This is a genomic window from Enterobacter sp. DTU_2021_1002640_1_SI_PRY_ASU_LCPMC_013, assembly GCF_032389435.1.
GTDB classification, from domain to species: Bacteria; Pseudomonadota; Gammaproteobacteria; order Enterobacterales; family Enterobacteriaceae; genus Enterobacter; species Enterobacter hormaechei_C.
Map to the genome: position 1 here is coordinate 2435348 of NZ_CP135594.1, position 21084 is coordinate 2456431.

The 21084-nt window shown below is 48.2% G+C and carries 20 protein-coding genes and 3 pseudogenes; 7 read left to right on the forward strand and 16 right to left on the reverse strand.

Annotation, left to right across the window (positions count from 1 at the left end; all coding sequences use genetic code 11):
• Positions 1–115 precede the first annotated feature (115 nt).
• Positions 116–859 (forward strand): annotated as a pseudogene (locus RS584_RS11610) (TonB-dependent receptor domain-containing protein); the annotation flags it as partial.
• Positions 860–957: 98 nt separating this feature from the next.
• Positions 958–1353 carry an acyl-CoA thioester hydrolase YciA gene (gene yciA, locus RS584_RS11615; protein WP_003856759.1) on the forward strand — a complete coding sequence of 132 codons (396 nt, stop codon included), beginning with the start codon at positions 958–960 and terminating at the stop codon, positions 1351–1353.
• A 38-nt stretch (positions 1354–1391) separates the two neighbouring features.
• On the opposite strand, the gene tonB is transcribed toward yciA, so the two are convergent.
• On the reverse strand, positions 1392–2114 hold the full coding sequence (gene tonB, locus RS584_RS11620) for a TonB system transport protein TonB (protein ID WP_032619568.1): 723 nt from the start codon (positions 2112–2114) through the stop codon (positions 1392–1394).
• A 221-nt stretch (positions 2115–2335) separates the two neighbouring features.
• Here tonB and RS584_RS11625 point away from each other — a divergent pair, with 221 nt between their 5' ends.
• Both RS584_RS11625 and RS584_RS11630 read left to right on the forward strand, forming a co-directional pair.
• Entirely contained in the window at positions 2336–2632 is a 297-nt protein-coding gene (locus tag RS584_RS11625; RefSeq protein ID WP_003856755.1) for a YciI family protein, read from the forward strand.
• Between the two features lie 316 nt (positions 2633–2948).
• Positions 2949–4325 (forward strand): HEPN domain-containing protein, encoded by a 1377-nt coding sequence (locus RS584_RS11630; protein WP_315749892.1) that lies wholly within the window; start codon positions 2949–2951, stop codon positions 4323–4325.
• A 155-nt stretch (positions 4326–4480) separates the two neighbouring features.
• Here RS584_RS11630 and RS584_RS11635 read toward each other — a convergent pair whose 3' ends face one another.
• The 4 genes and pseudogenes from RS584_RS11635 to RS584_RS11650 all read right to left on the reverse strand — a co-directional run bounded on the left by RS584_RS11635 (position 4481) and on the right by RS584_RS11650 (position 8393).
• Positions 4481–4702, reverse strand: a complete 222-nt coding sequence (locus RS584_RS11635; RefSeq protein ID WP_315749894.1) for a DNA-binding transcriptional regulator — start codon at positions 4700–4702, stop codon at positions 4481–4483.
• 75 nt (positions 4703–4777) lie between these two features.
• Positions 4778–5167 (reverse strand): annotated as a pseudogene (locus tag RS584_RS11640) (phage late control D family protein); the annotation flags it as partial.
• A 228-nt stretch (positions 5168–5395) separates the two neighbouring features.
• Complete coding sequence (locus tag RS584_RS11645; protein ID WP_243452351.1) at positions 5396–7771, reverse strand: DUF4238 domain-containing protein; 2376 nt, start codon at positions 7769–7771, stop codon at positions 5396–5398.
• 166 nt (positions 7772–7937) lie between these two features.
• Positions 7938–8393 (reverse strand): phage virion morphogenesis protein, encoded by a 456-nt coding sequence (locus tag RS584_RS11650; protein ID WP_080296607.1) that lies wholly within the window; start codon positions 8391–8393, stop codon positions 7938–7940.
• On the opposite strand from RS584_RS11650, the pseudogene RS584_RS11655 reads away from it, so the two are divergent.
• Positions 8343–9077, forward strand: a pseudogene (locus tag RS584_RS11655) (tyrosine-type recombinase/integrase); the annotation flags it as partial. The gene RS584_RS11650 and the pseudogene RS584_RS11655 sit on opposite strands and share 51 nt — an antisense overlap.
• A gap of 110 nt (positions 9078–9187) precedes the next feature.
• On the opposite strand, the gene leuE reads toward RS584_RS11655, so the two are convergent.
• The 4 genes from leuE to RS584_RS11670 form a co-directional block, all read right to left on the reverse strand.
• Positions 9188–9823: a leucine efflux protein LeuE gene (leuE, locus tag RS584_RS11660; RefSeq protein WP_045911825.1), complete on the reverse strand. Its 636-nt coding sequence runs from the start codon at positions 9821–9823 to the stop codon at positions 9188–9190.
• A 67-nt stretch (positions 9824–9890) separates the two neighbouring features.
• On the reverse strand, positions 9891–10301 hold the full coding sequence (locus tag RS584_RS11665; RefSeq protein ID WP_315749898.1) for an Exc2 family lipoprotein: 411 nt from the start codon (positions 10299–10301) through the stop codon (positions 9891–9893).
• Positions 10302–10312: 11 nt separating this feature from the next.
• Positions 10313–10438, reverse strand: a complete 126-nt coding sequence (locus tag RS584_RS23395) for a KPN_01571 family protein (RefSeq protein WP_208971014.1) — start codon at positions 10436–10438, stop codon at positions 10313–10315.
• 117 nt (positions 10439–10555) lie between these two features.
• Positions 10556–10729 (reverse strand): YciY family protein, encoded by a 174-nt coding sequence (locus RS584_RS11670; protein ID WP_017384232.1) that lies wholly within the window; start codon positions 10727–10729, stop codon positions 10556–10558.
• Between the two features lie 143 nt (positions 10730–10872).
• Here RS584_RS11670 and cls point away from each other — a divergent pair, with 143 nt between their 5' ends.
• Both cls and RS584_RS11680 read left to right on the forward strand, forming a co-directional pair.
• Complete coding sequence (gene cls / locus RS584_RS11675) at positions 10873–12333, forward strand: cardiolipin synthase (RefSeq protein WP_003856750.1); 1461 nt, start codon at positions 10873–10875, stop codon at positions 12331–12333.
• Positions 12334–12366: 33 nt separating this feature from the next.
• Positions 12367–12696 (forward strand): HI1450 family dsDNA-mimic protein, encoded by a 330-nt coding sequence (locus tag RS584_RS11680; protein ID WP_003856748.1) that lies wholly within the window; start codon positions 12367–12369, stop codon positions 12694–12696.
• A gap of 31 nt (positions 12697–12727) precedes the next feature.
• On the opposite strand, the gene RS584_RS11685 is transcribed toward RS584_RS11680, so the two are convergent.
• The 7 genes from RS584_RS11685 to RS584_RS11715 all read right to left on the reverse strand — a co-directional run bounded on the left by RS584_RS11685 (position 12728) and on the right by RS584_RS11715 (position 20609).
• Positions 12728–13564, reverse strand: a complete 837-nt coding sequence (locus RS584_RS11685) for an ion transporter (RefSeq protein ID WP_315747928.1) — start codon at positions 13562–13564, stop codon at positions 12728–12730.
• A gap of 45 nt (positions 13565–13609) precedes the next feature.
• On the reverse strand, positions 13610–14614 hold the full coding sequence (oppF, locus tag RS584_RS11690) for a murein tripeptide/oligopeptide ABC transporter ATP-binding protein OppF (protein ID WP_315747929.1): 1005 nt from the start codon (positions 14612–14614) through the stop codon (positions 13610–13612).
• A complete protein-coding gene (locus tag RS584_RS11695) occupies positions 14611–15624 on the reverse strand; it encodes an ABC transporter ATP-binding protein (protein ID WP_017384234.1) in 1014 nt (337 codons plus the stop codon). The genes oppF and RS584_RS11695 overlap by 4 nt, the downstream gene beginning before the upstream one ends.
• Positions 15625–15635: 11 nt before the next feature.
• Positions 15636–16544: an oligopeptide ABC transporter permease OppC gene (oppC, locus tag RS584_RS11700; RefSeq protein ID WP_003856740.1), complete on the reverse strand. Its 909-nt coding sequence runs from the start codon at positions 16542–16544 to the stop codon at positions 15636–15638.
• A gap of 12 nt (positions 16545–16556) precedes the next feature.
• A complete protein-coding gene (gene oppB / locus RS584_RS11705; RefSeq protein ID WP_003856738.1) occupies positions 16557–17477 on the reverse strand; it encodes an oligopeptide ABC transporter permease OppB in 921 nt (306 codons plus the stop codon).
• A gap of 82 nt (positions 17478–17559) precedes the next feature.
• Positions 17560–19191 (reverse strand): oligopeptide ABC transporter substrate-binding protein OppA, encoded by a 1632-nt coding sequence (gene oppA, locus RS584_RS11710; protein WP_003856736.1) that lies wholly within the window; start codon positions 19189–19191, stop codon positions 17560–17562.
• A gap of 770 nt (positions 19192–19961) precedes the next feature.
• A complete protein-coding gene (locus RS584_RS11715; RefSeq protein ID WP_315747931.1) occupies positions 19962–20609 on the reverse strand; it encodes a YchE family NAAT transporter in 648 nt (215 codons plus the stop codon).
• Positions 20610–21084 lie beyond the last annotated feature (475 nt).

Consider the following 21084-nt stretch of genomic DNA (forward strand, 5'->3'; position numbering starts at 1 on the left):
GATAATGACTATCGTTAATATTCGCCATCGCATTTTTAACAAATGGAAATGAGTTGATGAATAGCATAATAAGATTTGCCCCGGCTACACTTACGCTCGCCATTTTTTCAACGCTATATTTAAAGCGCCAAACCTGTATCAATCCAGCGAAGGCTATCTGCTTTCCACCCGCGGCAATGGCTGCCCGAATAACGTTTCCGAAGGAAGCTGTTACCTGTTAGGTAACCCGGATCTGGATCCTGAAATCAGCGTGAACAAAGAGATTGGCCTGGCCTTTGCGCTGGAAGGCTACGGGGCTGGCATAACCTGGTTCCGCAACGATTACAAAAACAAGATCGTTTCAGGAACGGATGTGCTGGGCCAGACAAGCAGCGGCGCAAATATCCTTCAGTGGCAGAACGGAGGAAAGGCTGTTGTTGAGGGACTGGAAGGCAACCTCACCGTCCCGGTTATCCGCGACACGCTAACCTGGCGTACCAATGCGACGTATATGATTCAGTCTGAAAGTAAAGACACCGGCAACCCTCTGTCGATTATTCCAAAATATACCGTCAACACAATGCTCGACTGGCAGGTTAGCAGCAAACTTTCAGCGAACCTTAGCCGGACGATGTATGGCCGCCAGAAGCCAAGAGAAAATGCTGAAATCCGCAAAGAGCAGAATGCGATGTCAGATAAAGAGATTGGCGCCTATTCCATCGTTGGGATCGGCAGCAATTATCAACTGACAAAAGATCTCCGCCTGAATGCCGGGATCAGCAACCTCTTTGATAAGCAGATTTACCGAGAAAATGACGGTGCATCGACCTATAACGAACCAGGCCGTGCGTATTACGCAGGCGTGACCCTGTCCTTCTGACCCTAAGGCGCCTGCTCTGCGGGCGCTAACCCTATTCTCTCCAGCCAGAAATCATAGTAGCATCCCGCCTGAAGTCTTCAGTTACGAGTTTAAAAACAATGACAACAAATGACGCCCCACAGGGCGAACTGGTTTTACGCACACTGGCAATGCCTGCGGATACGAATGCCAATGGCGATATTTTTGGCGGCTGGTTGATGTCGCAGATGGATATGGGCGGTGCAATCCTGGCAAAAGAGATTGCACACGGGCGGGTGGTGACAGTCCGGGTCGATGGTATGACCTTCCTGCGTCCTGTCGCGGTGGGGGACGTGGTGTGCTGTTATGCACGCTGCGTAAAACGCGGCAATACGTCTGTCTCCATCAACATTGAAGTATGGGTGAAAAAAGTCTCTTCTGAACCGATTGGTCAGCGCTATAAGGCGACGGAGGCATTATTCATCTATGTGGCGGTGGATAGCGACGGTAAGCCCCGCCAGCTTCCACGGAGCTGATCCTCAGGTAAAAAAAAGCCTCCTTGCGGAGGCTTCTTTTATTCCATCTGTGCCCCGCCGTTCAGGCGGAAGACAATGTTCACAATCAACCCATTGCCGGGTTTACCGGCTTCATAGCGCCACCTGCGCATGGCCGATTTAACTTCGCGTTCAAACATATTCGCCGGCTGTGCGGACAGGATTTCCACATTATCGACACGTCCATCGGCCGTAACGTCGAATTTCACCCGTACACGCCCTTCAATACGTAACGCCTGAGCACGTGCCGGGTACTGCGGCTGGTTACGGCTCAGCGCGCGCGGGCCTGCTGGCGCCGTTACCGTCGGTTTTGTCGCGGTCGTGGTGTTATTCATCAGCGGACGTGACGGGGCGGCATTTTCAACCGGCTGCGTGGCGCGTGGCTCAACCGGACGCACTTCGCGTTTCGGACGCTCTTCCACCTTTTTGACCGGCTTGGGTTTTGGCTTCGGCTTAGGTTTCGGCTCCGGCTTATGGATCACCACCGGCGCTTCTTTCGGCGGTTCAGGAACCGGCTCTGGCTCTGGCTCGGGTTCAACAACGGGCTGTGGCGGCGGCGGCGCAACCTGCGGCGGCTCAAGATCCGCAGGCGATACCATGGTCACAGAAATTGGCTGCGCGGGCGCCGGCATTTCAATAACCTGATGAACCGAGGTATAGAGCAGACCCGCCACGACAGCACCGTGAATAACGACGGAAAGCAGCGTCGGCCATGGAAAGCGGCGAGGTAAATCAAGGGTCATCGAAGTCATAATCATCAACGTTAAAAAACCGAACCTCGATTTTAAATGCAAATAGCAATCATATTCAATAAGACACTTTGTCCTGGCGCAATTTAAGCGTACATGAGGGCAAAAAAGGGGCATCCAGATCAGGGTTTTAACATTGTTATTATCTTTACATTGCAGTCATTTGTGCTTTCACATAACGTAATTGTCACTTTTACCGGTTAAGGAGCTTTGCCGTGCTTTACGTGATTTACGCTGAAGATGTACCTGATTCTCTGGAAAAACGTCTTTCCGTTCGCCCTGCTCATCTGGCGCGTTTACAGTTGCTACAGGATGAAGGTCGGTTGCTGACCGCAGGCCCGATGCCTGCCGTTGACAGCAACGATCCGGGCGCGGCGGGTTTTACCGGCTCCACGGTGATTGCCGAGTTTGAATCTCTGGAAGCCGCACAGGCCTGGGCAGAAGCAGACCCGTACGTCGCAGCCGGCGTGTACGAGAAAGTCACGGTTCGCCCGTATAAAAAAGTGTTCTGAAACGAAAGGCTCCCTCGGGAGCTTTTGAAATCGCTTCAACACAATGAAATAAAAGGATTTATTTCAGGTCGCGTCCACAAATTGACCACATCGATAAGAGAAGCCCCGCAAATGCGGGGGTTTCTCGTATCAGTGGTAAATGATATCAATGTCCTTCTATTTTTTTAAAGACTTTAATTTAGGGAACTTCATGATTGTCCATTAATCGAAATGTGAGTCACCATTTATTTTCATAGTTCAACCATGGAGTTTTTAGTAATATCCATGTTATTATTGTTTATCTTTCCATCATGACTTACTAAACAAAGGGAATTATATGAGAATCAAAAATGAAATAGTTCAGGACGGTTATTTTTGGCTTCCTGGCGGTGAAGGCAGTAAGATATTCGGTACTTTTATTATGAGGGAGAATGAAAATATACATATCAAGTTAAAAGGTCTCTTCGAAGGTGACACTACATCTCCTGATAATGATATCTTTGATACTGTTCATGGATATACTGATCATCTTGGTTACATAACTTTCTCAGATTGTTTTTATACAAAACAGGACATTTCATTTGGTGGGATGTCAAATGGTAGCGCGACTTTATTGGTTAATCATGTTTATACAGGTGATCTACTTACTAACCCTAACGACTTACACTTAAAATCACTAACTTTTCGATTCGATCACTTAGATGAATGGTTGTCAATTTCAGGGATAAAAGTAGAGAGACAGTCGAGTAACTCAGAGAAACCTAATGCCATTTATTATAACAAACCCAACCCTATTTATTTTGATTTAGGAGAAGGGTTTAGTCTTTCTATAGATTTCTCATATTCCATACCGGGATTTCCGAATATTACTGAAGCGAAATTCACACAAAAAGCTTTTTTTAACCTTACTTCTGACAAACCTTGTGCGCTGTCTGAACTGGACAAAATGGCGCATAAGATCTTGAGATTGATATCATTATTTATTGGCACCCCATTAGTAATTTCAGATTTAGTAGCCAAGACTTTTACTGAAGATAAAATCATTAAAATATTCTATAAAAGTGCAGCATATGCAAAGAAAGAAAACATTTCTTTTCATGATATGAACTTTCTTTATAAGCATATAGAGGATGATCTTGGTGAATTAATACGAAAATGGAGCACTTCCCACGATCTCTTGCTACCATCTATTTCACTTTATTTTTCCTCTTTCACCGGTCAAAATGCCCTACTCGATGCAAGATTTCTCTCTTTAGTTCAAGGTTTAGAAACTTTCCACAGAAGAACTAGTAGTGAAAAATACATGGATGAGGACCTTTTTAAAAAATTAGTAGAAGAATTGCTGAATTCCTGTCCTGAGGAACATGTTAAATGGCTTAAAGGAAGAACTATGCATGGTAATGAAATAAGTCTTAATAGAAGGCTGGAACTCCTGATGGCTCCATTTTCAAATTTAATCGGCAATCAAAGAACCCTAGCTAAGCTAGCAAGAAAAATAAGCACGACCAGAAATTATAAAACTCACTATGACCCATCAGCTGAAAACGCAGCCGTGGATGGGATTGACATGTACAAACTCATCGTATTCATGGAATGTCTATTAAACTTGTTATTCCTAAATCATATTAACTTTCCTATCGAAAAATTAAATCTTCGCGTGGAAAATAATTCATGTAAATTGAATAAGCTTTTAAAATATTCACTTTCAAAATAAACAGCATAAATTTATACCCTCAAACAATAATAACTTTGAAAGATTGCTTTTGCGAAGATTTTTCGTCTAACATACTGAATAAAAAGAGTTCCTTCTGGTAAGGTACATATTAAAAACATCGAACAAAAGCCCCGCATTTGCCGGGCTTTCTTTTGTCACATCCACGTGATTTGTTGCTGTCCTGATTGCGTCGGGTGCGGTGGCACTGGCACGACTTCACCCGGCGATACAATGAAACGCTCGACCGTCTCAGTGGTGACGAACGTGCAACTGCAGTTGATGTTTGTGCACAGATGATACCGCTCTTTTGTCGTATCGGAAAAATAGCGACTAGTGCGAGCGTGGGCGGCGTAATGGCATTTTGGACAGTGGAACATGGCGAGTACCTCAGAGCGTTATTGATGCATCAATCTTAACCATTAAAACCTTATATATCAAACACATAAACAACTTTATTGTGTTATCTCTTCGCTTTCATACTCCACCTCCGAAACCTTAACCTCAAGCTCTAAGCCCGTCGTGTAGCCGTTCCCGTTAAGGTTATGCACCACCCGGCTGATGATCCAAGCCTGCTCGTCTATAACGCGCTTAAAGCCTTTCACCGCTATCGGCGTTTCAGGAAATAAATCAGCCCTGCCATTAGCCAGCGAGATTGAAAACTCAGCGACACCACGCTGTAGCTTGTCCCACTTTGCCTGAGCGGCGCGCATGGCCTGCGCCTTTGTCGTGTAGATGGTTGTTAGCTCCAGCACGTTGTCAGACTCACCGGCCATATACTCACCCTCGCGGGCTTCCTGCTCTTTTTTGGCTTTTACCTTTGCCATGGTTTTGGTCGCTTTCGGATCGCGCGTGCGATTTCCTGCAGAGAATTTAGATTATTCATGGGGAAAGGATGCCGCCGGGCGAGGCCAGCGGCAATTGAAAGGGGTTTTATGGTGGCTCAAACAACACACGTAGTTCTAAGATTTCTTCCACAATCTAATTTGAAATATCACGAAACTCTCTGAGAGTATTTTTAGCATCTAAAAAATCAAATTTAAATTCAGAAGCATTCCACTCACAAACCCACATTAAATATCAATACCAATAATAGCCGTCACATATCGCTTATACTTTAAACAACTCGAGCTAAGCAACAAACGCTGAACATTATCATCATGAAAACCATACTTTGGACATGATATTTTCAAGCCTCTCATTATTAATGACTCTCGAGACTGGTCAACACCTGCCATTACTTCATTAATCGTTTTTTTAGCATTGGATAAATGCTGAACATCATAATCCTGTGCATCTAACATCCGCACCAAAGATCGAATCAGATTTCTGATATTTGCAAACACACCCTGTGATTTGCAAAACGATTCCATGTAGGCAGCATCAATTGGCAACTTATTAAGGTCAAGAAGCATTTCACCCCAAGGAAAACTTATCATTCCTAATTCACGATGCTGAGCAGACATTAATTGTTCCCATCTAGCAAAACTATCGGTCACCACAACAGAACCTGTCACCTGAGCAATAAACAATGACATTTCATAATTAGGCTCCATCTTATTAAACATAACCTGCCCACTACCCTGCACTGTTGTATCTTGCAACATCATTAAGGGCGAATTTTCAGAAACCTTTTCAAAATCATCAAAGCGTAGTTCAGCCTCTTTAAAATCAATGCTCATCTGCTGAGCAATGTAATTAACTTTAGCTTCCCTTGGCAGCCCCACCGATGAATTCAACACATCTTGAATTATCAAGCTACGATGATATTGAAATTCATCTCCATTATATACAACTTGCTTATGCCTTCGTTTTTTAACCATCCTCATCATTTCCAATTTCAACTGAATATCAAATTCAGTTGGATCTGGAATAATATTAACCAAGCCCTTATCTATAAACGGTTCCAACTCAAGCATAAACAAAAACTCTTTTAGTGCTTGATATTTAAAATCCTCGGAGCGATGAATAGGATTAAATTCAGGCTTAATATTTATTGGGTTAGTTACGGGACTTTGGATTATAAACTCATCAAAAAATGATGACATCGGCACCGCATTAGAGTATATGGCCCTGATATCTAACAGACCTGAATATAATGCGCGACTTTTCCCGTCTGGTTTTGGCAGCAACGAATATATGTCTGTATCCTTAGGCCAAAGAAATTCATAAAACTCATAGATTTCCCTAACTTGCTTCTCTGACAACCCCTTTCTAACATCATCCCAGGACTTTCCATTATTAAGCCCTAACACATCTTTTATACATTGACAAAAACAAATATTCCTTTCTCTAATACTAATAAAATCCCACGTCGTTCGCATACCCACCGGTATATCTTTACAGCATTTTTTATATTTCTTTCCGCTACCGCAACCACAAGGGTCATTACAACCCATCTGTGACTCGTCTATTTTTTTTATTAGATATTCATTTTTATAAGTTGTCCTACCAAACTCATCTTGATAGTGAACGGATCCATCATCAAATTTGACAAACATTTCCCCCCCAAACCCAAATAAATCACTTAATTGTGGTAAGAGAGTGTTTTTTAGCTGAGACCAATCACATGAAATATCATCTTCCGGAAAAAGCCATTCCTCTCTTCCAGCTGCGATACATTCTTTTGATCTCGATTTAATAATATAGTTTATTTGAATTACTTGCTCTCTTGTTAGCTTGCGAGTATTGATAAAATTAATAGTATTAACCATACTCTGACGCAAACGTGTAGCATTAGTGCGTTGTTCCAAAGGATTTACATTTTCTGGAGATCGTGCATACTCTAAATTAGTTAAAATCAAACACCGATTTTTATCCAGAGGAAATATAGTCTGGGAACCCTTCAAAGAGATATCAGGGTCTCTAGGATACAGACATGCATCTGAATCAGGAGGACAAGCGTAATTATAGATAGTTACTGGATGATCCGAGGTAATGAATTTAACATCTGAGTCCTCAGCTGATACAAATTCCCTTACACCTTCTGCCCACAATGTACAATGCATAGTCCTGAGTGATTGCATCTCGACCATAAGGTTTTCCTGGGTTAAACCATGATACTGAGTTTTAATCCATTCCAAACCTTTGGGAGTTCGTAACTTTTGGGCATCCAGATAAGTAAAAAACTCCTTAAAGTTATGATGCCATTGCCCTTGGTCGTCAGTCAAAAAAGCCCGAACAGCCCTCGAACCATTATCATCGATTGGGCCAAACAATTTTCTTTCTATATCGTCATTAATATCACCATCAAATAATATTGAATATAAATCCTTTAGATACAGCTTCTGAGTGGGGTTATACCATTTTTTTTCATTGACAATTTTAACCTCAGAATTTTTTAATGGAAATTCCCTACGCGTCAAATAACATAAATGATTATCCCTCCCATCCATAAATCCCTTTTGATGCCATACCGGAACATAATGATTTTCTCGTGTTGTAGTCATTTTCCCTCACACCATTACACATAGTTAATTCATTCACAATTCATATGAAAAAACATCACCTTAGGAAAAATAAATTTTCACATAGGGAGGCAAGTTATTATAGTCAATTCAGATAGTTTGGTGTTACAAACTAACTTTAAATTATGCATTTTGCTTTAACAAATGTTTAGTGAAACTTCTTTAGATAGCCAATCACAAGCATTTCGACGAACTGCTCATGTTCTCTGCTAAATCCGAGTAGCTGCCGTTCTGCGTACTGTACGTCCTTAGCGCGCGGATTTGGCCGGTCCTTTAGGCCGTACTGATGGACACGCGCGATGCGCTGCACTTTGCCGGTAAATTCCACCACGGCACTATTTTCACGGCCACTGGCTTTCATGTACCGGTTAGTGCGCAGCTTTTGAAACATCGCCCGCTTAATCCGACCTCTTTTAGCCCTGAGAGGCTGACGCTTTCGCACCTGATACGGTGAGCCGTCCGGGGCTTTTTGCTGTTTGATGCGTTGCTGCTGCGCCGCTCTGAGCTGTTTCGCAATCTCACCGGCAAGCTTTCGACGCCCTGCAGGTGACAGAGCAGCAACCCATGCGCTTTCCAGATCACCAAGAGCCTGATAACGCAATATTGTGCTCAACGCCGGGCTGAAGGTATTAAGCCAACTACCATCAACCGCGACCTGATTACATTAGGTGGGATGTTTACTACCCTGATTGAGTCAGAAATGTATAACGGCGAGCATCCGTTTAGGGGGTTCAAAAAACTGAAAGAGCAGACTGCCGAAACGGGCTATCTCACTCTTGAGGAAATTGACGCCTTACTGGCAGCGCTTTCAGGAGATAATCGTAAAATTGCCGTCTTGTGTCTGAGTACCGGGGCAAGATGGGGTGAGGCTGCAAGGCTGAAAGCGGAGAACGTGATTCATAACCGGGTGTCTTTCGTTAAGACGAAAACCAACACACCGCGTACGGTCCCGATCTCTGATGACGTTGCGGCTTACGTAGTCGGCAAAACACGAGACTTTCTTTTTCCTGAAGCCAGTTATGCTGACTTCAGGCGAACCCTCAAAGAGGTTAAGCCCGATTTACCGGCCGGACAAGCAACACATGCGCTACGACACTCTTTCGCCACGCACTTTATGATTAACGGGGGCAACATCATTACACTGCAGAGGATCTTAGGTCATACGAAAATTGCGCAGACAATGGTCTATGCGCACTTCGCTCCTCAGTACCTGCAGGATGCGATTTCGCTTAACCCGTTGAAGGGTGCAAATGGTTGTCAGAGTGTCCACAATGTGTCCACACCCTAGCCGCTTTTTATGGCTTTTGGCTGCTAGTAGTATAACGTGAAGCCTTGTCTGGCGCGGCTTCCCAGCTACGCCAGACATTAAAAAGGCCCCCTCGGGAGCCTTTTCTTCATTCAGTGCAGCGACGCCAGCCTCGCCGCAAATCCGACAAACAGCAGACCTATCAGCCCGTTCCCCAGCTTCGCCAGTTTCTTTTTAGTTTTGAGGTAACGCGTGACAAACGCGCCTGAAAAAATCAGGAAGCTCATGTACATGAAGCTGATCAGCTCAAGCGTTGTGGCGAGGATCAGGAACGACGTGCCGGTATTCTTCGCATTGACATCAATAAACTGCACGAAGAACGACACGTAAAAGAGAATCGCTTTCGGGTTCGTCAGGCTCAGCACCAGCGAACGCTTAAGGATTGCGCTTGCCGGTTCGGCGCTACTTTCGTGCGCATTTTTTTGACGCGTCATAACGGACCAGAGCATTTTTCCGCCCAGCCACAGCAGATAAAACGCGCCCAAATAGCGGACAATATTAAATAATATCGGAGTGGTCTGGATCAACGCGGCGACGCCCGCCCAGGCCAGAAACATCAGCACGGCATCACCAATAAACACACCGGTGGCTGCCAGATAGCCTTTCTTAACGCCGTGGCCAATCCCTGTTTTCAGCACAAACAAGGTGTTCGGTCCTGGAACCAGCACGATAAAAAATGCGCCGACAACATAGGTCCAGAAATTCAGTACACCAAACTCCGCAAACACGTCTTACTCCTTTCGCTCAAAAACAGCGGGGATACCGGTAATTACGGTATCCCCTGAATCAGTTGCGCTATTGTACGCCGTTATAGCCATCAAGATAAGTCGCGGCCAGTTCGTTACCAAATAACAGGGCGTCTTTAATGTCCATGTCCGAAGACCATTTATCCTTCGCGTTGCCTGCGAACAATTCCTGCGACTTCGCATTTTCTTTCAGCTGATCGCGAATGCTTTGCGCGTATTCACTGGCTTCAGCCTGAGTCCGCCCTTCCGCGCGGTCAGCTTTGCCCCGGGCATAAAGCTCGCGGAACTGCGCCACGTTCAGCTGATAATTTTTCTGCACGCTGGAGGTGTAATTGCCGCCAGTAAAGCTGGACTGATGCGACACGAAATAAAACGCGTGCCGTTCGGGTGAGGTTTTGCTACTGGCACAACCGCTTAATATCGCAATCCCAAAGAGTGCTGCCATTACTTTTCCGTTCATCCTTTTTTCCTTTAATAAAAATGTATTCCCCATGCGAAAACATAATCTGCCAATGAGGAAAATGACGAAAGTCCTAAATCTTCCCTGAGCGCATCCAGCGCCAAAAGTACAATAAAAATCCAGAGATAAGGATTCATCTTTTAATATCATGACGTTATGGGAAGTTAGTATATCGCGGAAGCAGATGGGAAGAGACTGCAAAAATTGATAGCCTGGATGTTTAATGGGCACCTTTACGGTGCCCTTCATGCTTTTCAGATGTCCTGGACTGCGAACAACAGCGCGTTACGGTGTCTGTTCAGGCCACATTTTCTGATGGCGTGGATACGCATATTGCGGCGGGATTGTGCTTCCAGCCAACGAGCCTTACGACGACTCACCTGTCGCAACATGCGCCAGCGCCCAACTTCAGTTCTACTGCGCTTCATGTCTACAACTCTTTCTCTAACAGAGATGCCATTATATGCCTAAGCAGGCGGCAAACCAGCGCTTTTATCTGCCGTTTTTATTTGCCAGATGAATCCTGATGCGTAAACTCATAACAATACGCTTTCAAAAGGATTTTTTATTTATGACAACCTTCTACACCGTGGTGAGTTGGCTGGTCATTTTAGGATACTGGCTGTTAATTGCCGGGGTGACGTTGCGCATTCTGATGAAACGCAGAGCGGTACCTTCCGCCATGGCCTGGCTTCTGATTATCTACATTCTGCCGCTGGTGGGCATCATCGCCTATCTATCTTTCGGTGAACTTCATCTGGGTAAACGCCGCGCCGAACGCGCCCGCGCCATGTGGCCCTCCACGGCGAAATGGCTTGCCGACCTTAAAGCCTGCAAGCATATCTTCGCTGAAGAGAACAGTAGCGTGGCCGCATCTCTGTTCAAGCTGTGCGAACGCCGCCAGGGGATTGCTGGGGTAAAAGGCAATCAGCTGCAACTGATGACCTCTTCTGATGATGTGATGCAGGCGCTGATCCGTGATATCCAGCTCGCCCGGCATAATATCGAGATGGTGTTTTATATCTGGCAGCCGGGCGGCATGGCGGACCAGGTCGCCGAATCGCTAATGGCCGCTGCACGTCGCGGTATCCACTGCCGCCTGATGCTGGACTCCGCCGGAAGCGTGGCCTTTTTCCGTAGCCCGTGGGCAGGCATGATGCGCAACGCCGGTATCGAGGTGGTCGAGGCGCTAAAAGTGAATCTTTTCCGCGTCTTTCTGCGCCGCATGGATCTCCGCCAGCACCGGAAAATGGTTCTGATCGATAACTACATCGCCTACACCGGCAGCATGAACATGGTTGACCCCCGCTTCTTCAAGCAGGATTCCGGCGTGGGGCAATGGATCGATCTGATGGCGCGGATGGAGGGACCGATCGCGACCTCAATGGGCATCGTCTACTCCTGCGACTGGGAAATTGAAACCGGGAAACGCATTCTTCCCCCGCCGCCGGATGGCAATATCATGCCGTTTGAGGAAGCCAGCGGGCACACTATCCACACTATCGCCTCCGGTCCTGGCTTCCCGGAAGATCTGATCCATCAGGCACTGCTTACCGCCGCCTACTCCGCGCGGGAATATCTGATCATGACCACGCCCTATTTCGTTCCCAGCGACGACCTTCTGCATGCCATCTGTACAGCGGCACAGCGCGGAGTGGATGTGAGCATTATTATGCCGCGCAAGAACGATTCGCTGCTGGTAGGATGGGCAAGCCGCGCGTTCTTTAGTGAGCTGCTGGCCGCAGGCGTTAAAATTTATCAGTTCGAAGGCGGCCTGTTACACACCAAGAGCGTGCTGGTGGACGGAGAGCTGAGCCTGGTGGGTACCGTCAACCTCGATATGCGCAGTCTGTGGCTGAATTTTGAAATTACGCTGGTCATTGATGACGCCGGATTCGGTGGCGATCTGGCGGCGGTTCAGGACGATTATATCTCCCGCTCACGCCTGCTGGACGCCAGACTGTGGGCGAAACGTCCGCTGTGGCAGCGAATTGCCGAACGACTGTTTTACTTCTTTAGTCCGTTGCTGTAAAACGTGCCCAACGATGTTTAACAGGTAGTCATCATGGAAATGGATCTGAACAATCGCCTGACCGAAGACGAAACGCTCGAACAGGCCTACGATATTTTTCTCGAGCTGGCGGTCGATAATCTCGACCCTGCTGACGTCATTCTTTTCAACCTGCAATTTGAAGAGCGTGGCGGTGCTGAGCTGTTCGATCCGGCTGAAGACTGGGCCGAACATGTCGATTTTGATCTCAACCCGGACTTCTTCGCCGAGGTGGTGATTGGCCTGGCAGATGAAGACGGCGGAGAAATTAACGACATCTTTGCCCGCGTCCTGCTGTGCCGCGAGAAAGATCACAAACTGTGCCATATTCTCTGGCGCGAATAATAAAAAAGGCTGCCCGCGCAGCCTTTTTTATTTAATCCGGTAAGGCATTTCCACAGCGGTGACAAAACCGCGCGCCGGGTTCATGATTCCCCTGCTGACAATTCAGACATTTGCGTTGCTGCTTGCTGTTCTGGAAGGCGCTGCTCATATGGGTGGTAATTAACCCCGTCGGAATCGCTATCACCGAATAGCCGATCAGGATAAGAACCGATGCCACAATACGTCCGAGCGGCGTATGCGGGGTAATATCACCATAGCCCACGGTGGTCACCGTGACGATAGCCCAGTAAACAGACGCATTAAGCGTGGTAAACCCGTATTTCGGCCCTTCGATTAAATACATAAGGGAGCCAAAAACGATCATCACGATACCAATAAACGAATAGAAGAGAATCAGCTGGTGGCGGGCGCTGACAATGGCAACCCAAAAAACCCGCAGCGACGGCATAAAGCGCAGCAGTTTGAGAATTCGTAACACACGAATCGCCCGCATTGCGCGCCAGGCAAACACATAATTCAGGCTGATCTCAGGCCACAGCCACATGACATACAGCGGCAGGATGGTGGCTAAATCAATAAATCCCCAGAAGCTGAAAACGTATTTCGCCGGATTTGGCCAACTAATGACCCTCAGCACATATTCCGCAGTAAACACCAGCGTGACAATCAATTCCAGCCAGACGAAAACGTGCCACTCCTCATACGTCATGTGGTACTGCGTTCCGGCGCCGGATTCGATAAAGATAATAATGACGCTAATCAGCGCAAATAAACCACACAGACCTTCGAAGCGGCGACCGGAAACCGTTTCAGGATCAAATAAAAGGTGATACAGCCGCTGACGGGCCGACGTGAATAATCGCGACACATTAACCTCGAAAAATAAGGGCTGACATCATGTCAGCCCTTGCGATTATAACGGGTCTACTTTCAGGCAGGAAACCGCATGTCGGAAACTGCCCTCCAGAACCGGCCGTGTTTTTGCACATTCCGGGCCGGCTATTGGGCACCGCGTACGGAATACGCAGCCTGAAGGCGGGTTGATTGGCGAAGGCAGTTCACCTTCCAGAAGCTGAATGGTTTTATTTTTTTCCAGGTCGGGGTCCGGAACGGGAACCGCAGACATCAGCGCTTTGGTATAAGGGTGCAGCGGATTGTGGTACACCTCATCATACGTGCCCAGCTCCACGGCGTGGCCCAGATACATGACCAGCACACGGTCCGAAATGTGTTTTACCACCGCCAGATCGTGGGCGATGAAGATCAGCGACAGCCCCATTTCCCGTTGCAGTTTCTGTAGCAGGTTAACCACCTGGGCCTGGATGGAAACGTCCAGCGCCGAAACCGGCTCATCACAGATAATCAGTTTTGGTTCAAGGATCAACGCGCGTGCGATACCGATACGCTGGCACTGACCGCCTGAAAACTCGTGTGGGTAGCGGTTGATGAGGTTAGGCAACAGACCCACCTTGAGCATCATCGCTTTCACCCGATCGCGAATTTCATGGCGCGGCATCTTCGGATGATAGGTGCGCAGCGGCTCGGCAATGATTTCGCCAATGGTCATACGCGGGTTCAGGGACGCAAGCGGATCCTGGAAAATCATCTGGATGTCGCTGCGCACCTCGCGCCATTCATCCGGCTTCATCCCCAGTAGATCTTTGCCAAGCCAGGCCACTTTTCCGTCGGTGGCTTTCACCAGGCCGATGATCGCCCGCGCAAACGTCGATTTGCCGCAGCCGGATTCGCCCACCACGCCCAGAGTTTCGCCTTCGTACAGGCGCAACGTGACGCCATCCACCGCTTTCAGGGTTTTGGCAGGCTGCCAGAACCACTGTTTACCATCTTTGATATCGAAATGGACCTTCAGGTCAGCGATTTCGAGCAGCACATTTCTTTTTTCGTCGATTGCGTTCATACCAGCTCCTCCAGCGGCTTAAAGCAGGCACGCAGACGGCCTGGGGCAAACGCTTCCAGCGGCGGTGCGCTGTTACAGATTTCCATCGCATGCGGACAACGCGGCTGGAACGGGCAGCCTTTTGGCAGACGCAGCAGGTTTGGCGGGTTACCCGGGATAGTCAGCAGCGACTCCCCTTCCGCATCGAGACGCGGTACGGCATTCAGCAGCCCGATAGAGTACGGATGGGCTGGCTGGTAGAACACATCGCGGGCATTACCGTATTCCATCGTGCGGCCTGCATACATGACTAACACTTTGTCGCAGATCCCGGCAACGACGCCTAAATCGTGGGTGATCATAATGATGGCGGTGTTGAACTCGCGCTTCAGCTCGTTCAGCAACGTCATGATCTGCGCCTGAACGGTCACGTCCAGGGCGGTGGTTGGTTCATCAGCGATCAGCAGTTTTGGCCGGCAAAGCAATGCCATCGCGATCATAACGCGCTGACGCATACCGCCGGAAAACTCGTGCGGATACATGCGCATGCGCTTGCGTGCTTCAGGCATTTTCACCGCATCCAGCATTTTGACGGACTCTTCAAACGCTTCGGCTTTACCCAACCCCTTGTGGAGCATCAGCACTTCCATCAGCTGTTCGCCCACCCGCATATAGGGGTTCAGGGACGTCATCGGATCCTGGAAAATCATTGAAATCTGCTCGGCGCGCAGCTTGTTCAGCTCATGTTCCGGCAAATTCAGGATCTCTTTCCCGTTAAACGTCGCCGAACCGCCGATCACGCCGTTTGACGCCAGCAGGCCCATCAGCGCGAATGCGGTCTGGGATTTACCGGAACCGGATTCGCCCACAATGCCCAGCGTTTCACCGGCACGCAGGTCGAAGTTGAGATCGTTAACGGCAGTAACATCACCGTCGGGGGTTTTAAACGTCACGCGGAGGTCTTTAACGTCCAGCAGTGCGCTGGTCCGCTGTTGCGCCTGTGGCGCGGTTGCCGTTTCAATAATGGTCATGACGGCGCTCCTTAACGGTCTTTCGGGTCGAGGGCATCACGCAGGCCATCGCCGATAAAGTTGAAACAGAACAGGGTGACGACCAGGAAGCCCGCCGGATACAGCAGTAACCACGGTGACACTTCCATGGAGTTTGCGCCATCACTTAACAGAGCGCCCCAGCTACTCAACGGCTCTTGCGTACCTAATCCCAGGAAGCTCAGGAAAGATTCAAACAGGATCATACTTGGCACCAGCAGGGAGGCGTACACCACCACCACGCCCAGCACGTTAGGAACGATATGACGCACCACAATATTGGCGGTAGAAACGCCGCCAACCTGTGCGGCTTCGATAAACTCCTTACGTTTGAGGCTCAGCGTCTGGCCGCGCACAATACGCGCCATATCCAGCCAGGACACCATCCCGATCGCCACGAAGATCAGCAGGATATTTTGACCAAAGAAGGTCACCAGCAGAATGACGAAGAACATGAACGGGAAGGAGTTCAGGATTTCTAGCAGACGCATCATCACGGAGTCCACTTTCCCGCCGAGGTAACCGGAAAGCGAACCGTAAAGCGTGCCGACGATCACCGCCACCAGCGCCGCCGCGATGCCAACCATCAGGGAGATACGGCCGCCAATCGCCACACGCACCAGCAAATCACGCCCGGAGGAGTCGGTGCCGAAATAGTGCCCGGATTCCATATCCGGCGCGCTGGACATCATGCCCCAGTCCGTATCGAAATAGGTGAACTGAGAGAGCATTGGTGCCAGGGTTACGAACAGCGCGATAAGCACCAGCACGACCAGGCTGGCAACGGCGGCACGGTTATGCATAAAACGACGGCGGGCGTCCTGCCAAAGGCTACGACCTTCGACCTCCAGCTTTTCACTGAAGTTTTCCAGCGCCTCGCTGTTTTTCTTACTCAACATCATGGCGTGCTCCAGTTAGTAACGGATTTTCGGGTCGATAACGGCATATAGCACATCGACAACGGCATTAAACAGAATGGTCAGCGCGCCCACGAGGATCGTCAGGCTCAGCACCAGCGAATAGTCACGGTTAAGCGCCCCGTTAACAAACAGCTGCCCGATGCCCGGCAGGCCATAAATGGTTTCAATCACCATTGAACCCGTGATAATGCCGACGAAAGCCGGACCCATATAGGAGAGTACCGGTAACAGTGCAGGCTTGAGGGCATGACGGAAAATAATCCGGCGCATCGGCAGCCCTTTCGCACGGGCGGTACGGATGAAGTTCGAGTGCAGGACTTCAATCATTGAACCGCGGGTAATACGGGCGATGCTGGCGATGTAGGCCAGAGATAATGCCACCATCGGCAATATCATGAACTTCAGCGCCCCGCCGTTCCAGCCGCCCCCGGGAAGCCATTTCAGGGTTATGGCGAATATCATGACCAGCAACGGCGCGACAACGAAGCTGGGGATAACCACCCCGGTCATTGCGACCCCCATTACGGCGTAATCCCATCGGGTATTTTGTTTTAGCGCAGCGATAACGCCCGCAGTGACACCGAGAACAACGGCCAGGATAAATGCAGCAGCCCCTAATTTAGCCGATACCGGGAAGCTGGACGCCACCAGGTCGTTAACGGAATAGTCTTTATATTTAAATGACGGACCAAAATCACCGTGTGCAAGTTGCTTCAGATAGTTGAAGTACTGCGTGGTGATAGGATCGTTTAAATGGTATTTCGCTTCGATGTTGGCCATAACTTCTGGCGGAAGCGTGCGTTCACCGGTAAAAGGACTGCCCGGTGCAAGACGCATCATGAAGAAGGAAATTGTAATTAGAATAAATAACGTTGGAATCGCTTCAAGACAGCGACGCAGGATAAATTTCAACATTGCCCGTACCTTCTGGCGTGTGCCTGATGAATGTTACAAAATAGACACAGTGGGGCAAGCTCGCTCGCCCCACGTATTGCCATTAATGCTTGATAATATAAAGATTCTTAACGGAAATATTATCCAACGGGTCTTTACCGGTATAACCCCCTACCCATGGTTTCACCAGGCGGGCGTTAACGTAGTAGTAAACCGGAACGATCGCAGAGTCTTTATCGAGCTGTTGTTCTGATTTCGCGTACAGATCGGCGCGCTGGGCGTCATCTGCCACCTTCAGGGTTTCGCCAATCAGCTTATCAAACGCCGGGCTCTTATAGTGTGCGGTATTGTTCGAACTGTCGCTCAGCATGGTGTTCAGGAATGAGGTCGGTTCGTTATAGTCCGCACACCATCCTGCACGAGCCACGTCAAAGGTTCCCTGGTGGCGCGTATCGAGGAAGGTTTTCCATTCCTGGTTTTCCAGCTTCACGTTCACGCCGAGGTTTTTCTTCCAGATTGACGCGACGGCAATAGCCAGCTTTTTATGCAGATCGGAGGTGTTGTACAGCAGGCTAAAGGTCAGCGGCTTGTCGGCGGTATAGCCAGCTTCAGCCAGCAGTTTTTTCGCTTCTTCGTTACGTTTTTCCTGGGACCATTTGAACCATTCAGGTTCAACCAGCTTCATACCGTCGGTGTAAGGCGGGGTGTAGCTGTAAGCCGGCAGGTCGCCCTGATTCTTCACTTTATTCACGATAATGTCGCGATCCAGAGCCAGCTTCAGTGCGGTACGAACACGTACGTCGGTGAACGGTGCTTTCTGGTTGTTAATTTCGTAATAGTAGGTGCACAGATACGGATCGACGTGAACTTCTTTAGGGATCTCTTTTTTCAGCTTCTGGAACAGTTCAATCGGCATATTGTTATAGGTCATGTCGATTTCACCGCTGCGGTAGCGGTTCACGTCCGTCACTTCAGAAGAGATTGGCAGGTAGGTGACCTGATTGATAACGGTCTTCGCATTATCCCAATACTGCGGGTTGCGCTCCAGCACCATACGTTCGTTAACGACCCAGTCCTTCAGCTTATATGCACCGTTGGTCACGATATTCGCAGGCTGCGTCCATTTTTCACCAAATTTTTCTACTGCGGATTTTGGTACCGGGGAGACGGACGGGTGAACCAGCAGCTTATAGAAGTACGGAACAGGTTCGCTCAACGTCACTTCAAAGGTGTTGGCATCGATGGCTTTTACGCCCAGGTCGGTAACTGGCTTTTTACCCGTGATGATGTCATCGATATTGGCAATATGGCCATACTGGAGGTAACTCGCATACGGAGAGGCGGTATTCGGATCCGCCAGACGCTGCCAGCTATAGACGAAATCTTCGGCGGTAACCGGCGTACCGTCGGACCATTTGGCATCTTTACGCAGATGGAAGGTCCAGACTTTAAAATCTTTGTTGTCCCATTTTTCCGCCACGCCCGGAGCCGGGTGGCCGTCCACGTCAGTCACCAGCAGACCTTCAAACAGATCGCGGTTAACGTTAGACTCTGGAACTCCTTCAATTTTGTGCGGGTCAAGAGACTGCACTTCCGCACCGTTATTACGTACCAGCGTTTGCTTCTCAGCCAGCTGAACACCAGCAGGAACGTCCGCAGCCATTGCAGCGTTGCCCGCGATTAGCGCAGTTAAAATCCCCGCCGCTACCAGACTTTTTTTTGTGATGATGGACATTGTGTTGATACTCCACTCATTATAATGACCGGCCTTCGCCAGTTGTGTAATCCCCTGTTGGGGCCTGTACAGCGCAGGAGTTTTTTTTGCTACTGTCAGGTTCTTTTTTTACTTCTTGCTATCACCGACTTCATTATTACTGACCGCTCGTACGGCGGTCTTGCGTCGATTCTTTACACCTCTCCCCTGTCAGAGAGATGCGTTGGATATCTTATGTGAGGGCTATATGAAAATAGTTCTCATCAACTTGTTTAATGCTGCAAAATATAAGGCCGGAAAGTACCAAATGGTGCCAACTCTCGCCAATACATTTTGCAAATTTGTTAAGCATTTCTCTTTTACGATGGCTGGCATAACTATGGCGCCAGCCCTGGCTTACGCCGAAACCAATAAAAAGAGATGTAATTCATACAGATAAGAAATTTTGTTGCTACAAACGCGACGACATAGCTTACCTGATCGATTTTTCACGATAATTTAACAATTGATTATTATTTAGCACATTCGTCTGAGTCAGCGTCGAAATTACTAATATCATTTCGGTTATCTGTCAGCAAGCCCCAGAGTATCATGTGAGTAAAATAACAGAGGGTTTGAGGGATTTATGCGCGGCAAGGGGAAATGAAAATAAACAACCCCTTGAAAAACAACAGAAGAGGATTATTAGTAGAACTTATTATGACTGGCGCCTATTTCAACTTTATTTATATGATTTGCAGATAATCACGTAAAAAAAACGGAGCCGCTGGCTCCGCTCTTTCAAATGAAAGTCAGTGTACTAACCCGGGGAATATACTTTTTATACCGGTAACGATAAATTCGATGCCCAACGCCATTAACAACAGACCCATGATACGGGTAATCACGTTGATGCCCGTTTGTCCCAGCAAGCGAACCAGCCATGGCGCCATACGAAATACACCCCAGCAGCACAGCGCGAACAGCGCAATAGCGACGGAAAAGCCAATCAGGTTCATCAGGCTGTGGTAGCGCGTTCCCCAGACAATAGTGGAACTGATCGCCCCCGGGCCCGCCATCAGCGGCAGTGCCAGTGGCACGACCCCGATGCTCTCGCGGATAGCTGTCTCTGATTTTTCCTGCTTGTTCTGTTTATCCTCCCCCAGCTTGCCGCTGATCATCGACATGGCAATCGTCACCACCAGGATCCCGCCTGCTATACGGAACGAATCAATCGAGATGCCGAAGACCTGAAGAATGGCGTCCCCGAGATAAAGAGACGTAAGCAAGATGATCGCCACCGACAGGTTTGCCGTCAGGTTGGTTTTATTTCGTGCCGCAGCCGTCTGATAGCTGGTCATACTAATGAAGACAGGGATGATCCCTACCGGGTTAACCAGAGCAAACAAGCCGATAAAAAACTTGAAATATGTAGGGAAATCAAAGAGCGTTTGAATCACATTAAGCTCCGCAATTGAGCATGGCCAGGGAGAAACTGCGTGTCATGATAAATCCGCGCTGAAGATACGCTTTTTAGCCGCATACTTCACCAGAAATCTGTTCTTAAACGTTATCAATTCATGATGTTAAACATTTGTGTAATCAATGATATCGCTGCTTCCAATAGTTACTTAATTATTTAACAGTAGAATAATTAGCACAAAATAACCCTGCTGAAAGGTATCAGCTTAGGACAAAATTGATCTCGATCATAATTTTCGTACTCAGAAGTGAGTAATCTTGGTTACGCCGCCAGGGAGATCACCTATCAAAAAGGTATGATGCTAAGGTAAGGCTCTTTTAGTAAATTAGTGAGCTGGAGCAGTGAGTAATCCTTTGTTTTACTGTGTGTTACGCAAGTGGGATCGGCTCTGACTATACTGTCAGACGTATCGAGCGCTGGTTTACTAAAAGAGTTTAAACATTATCAGGAGA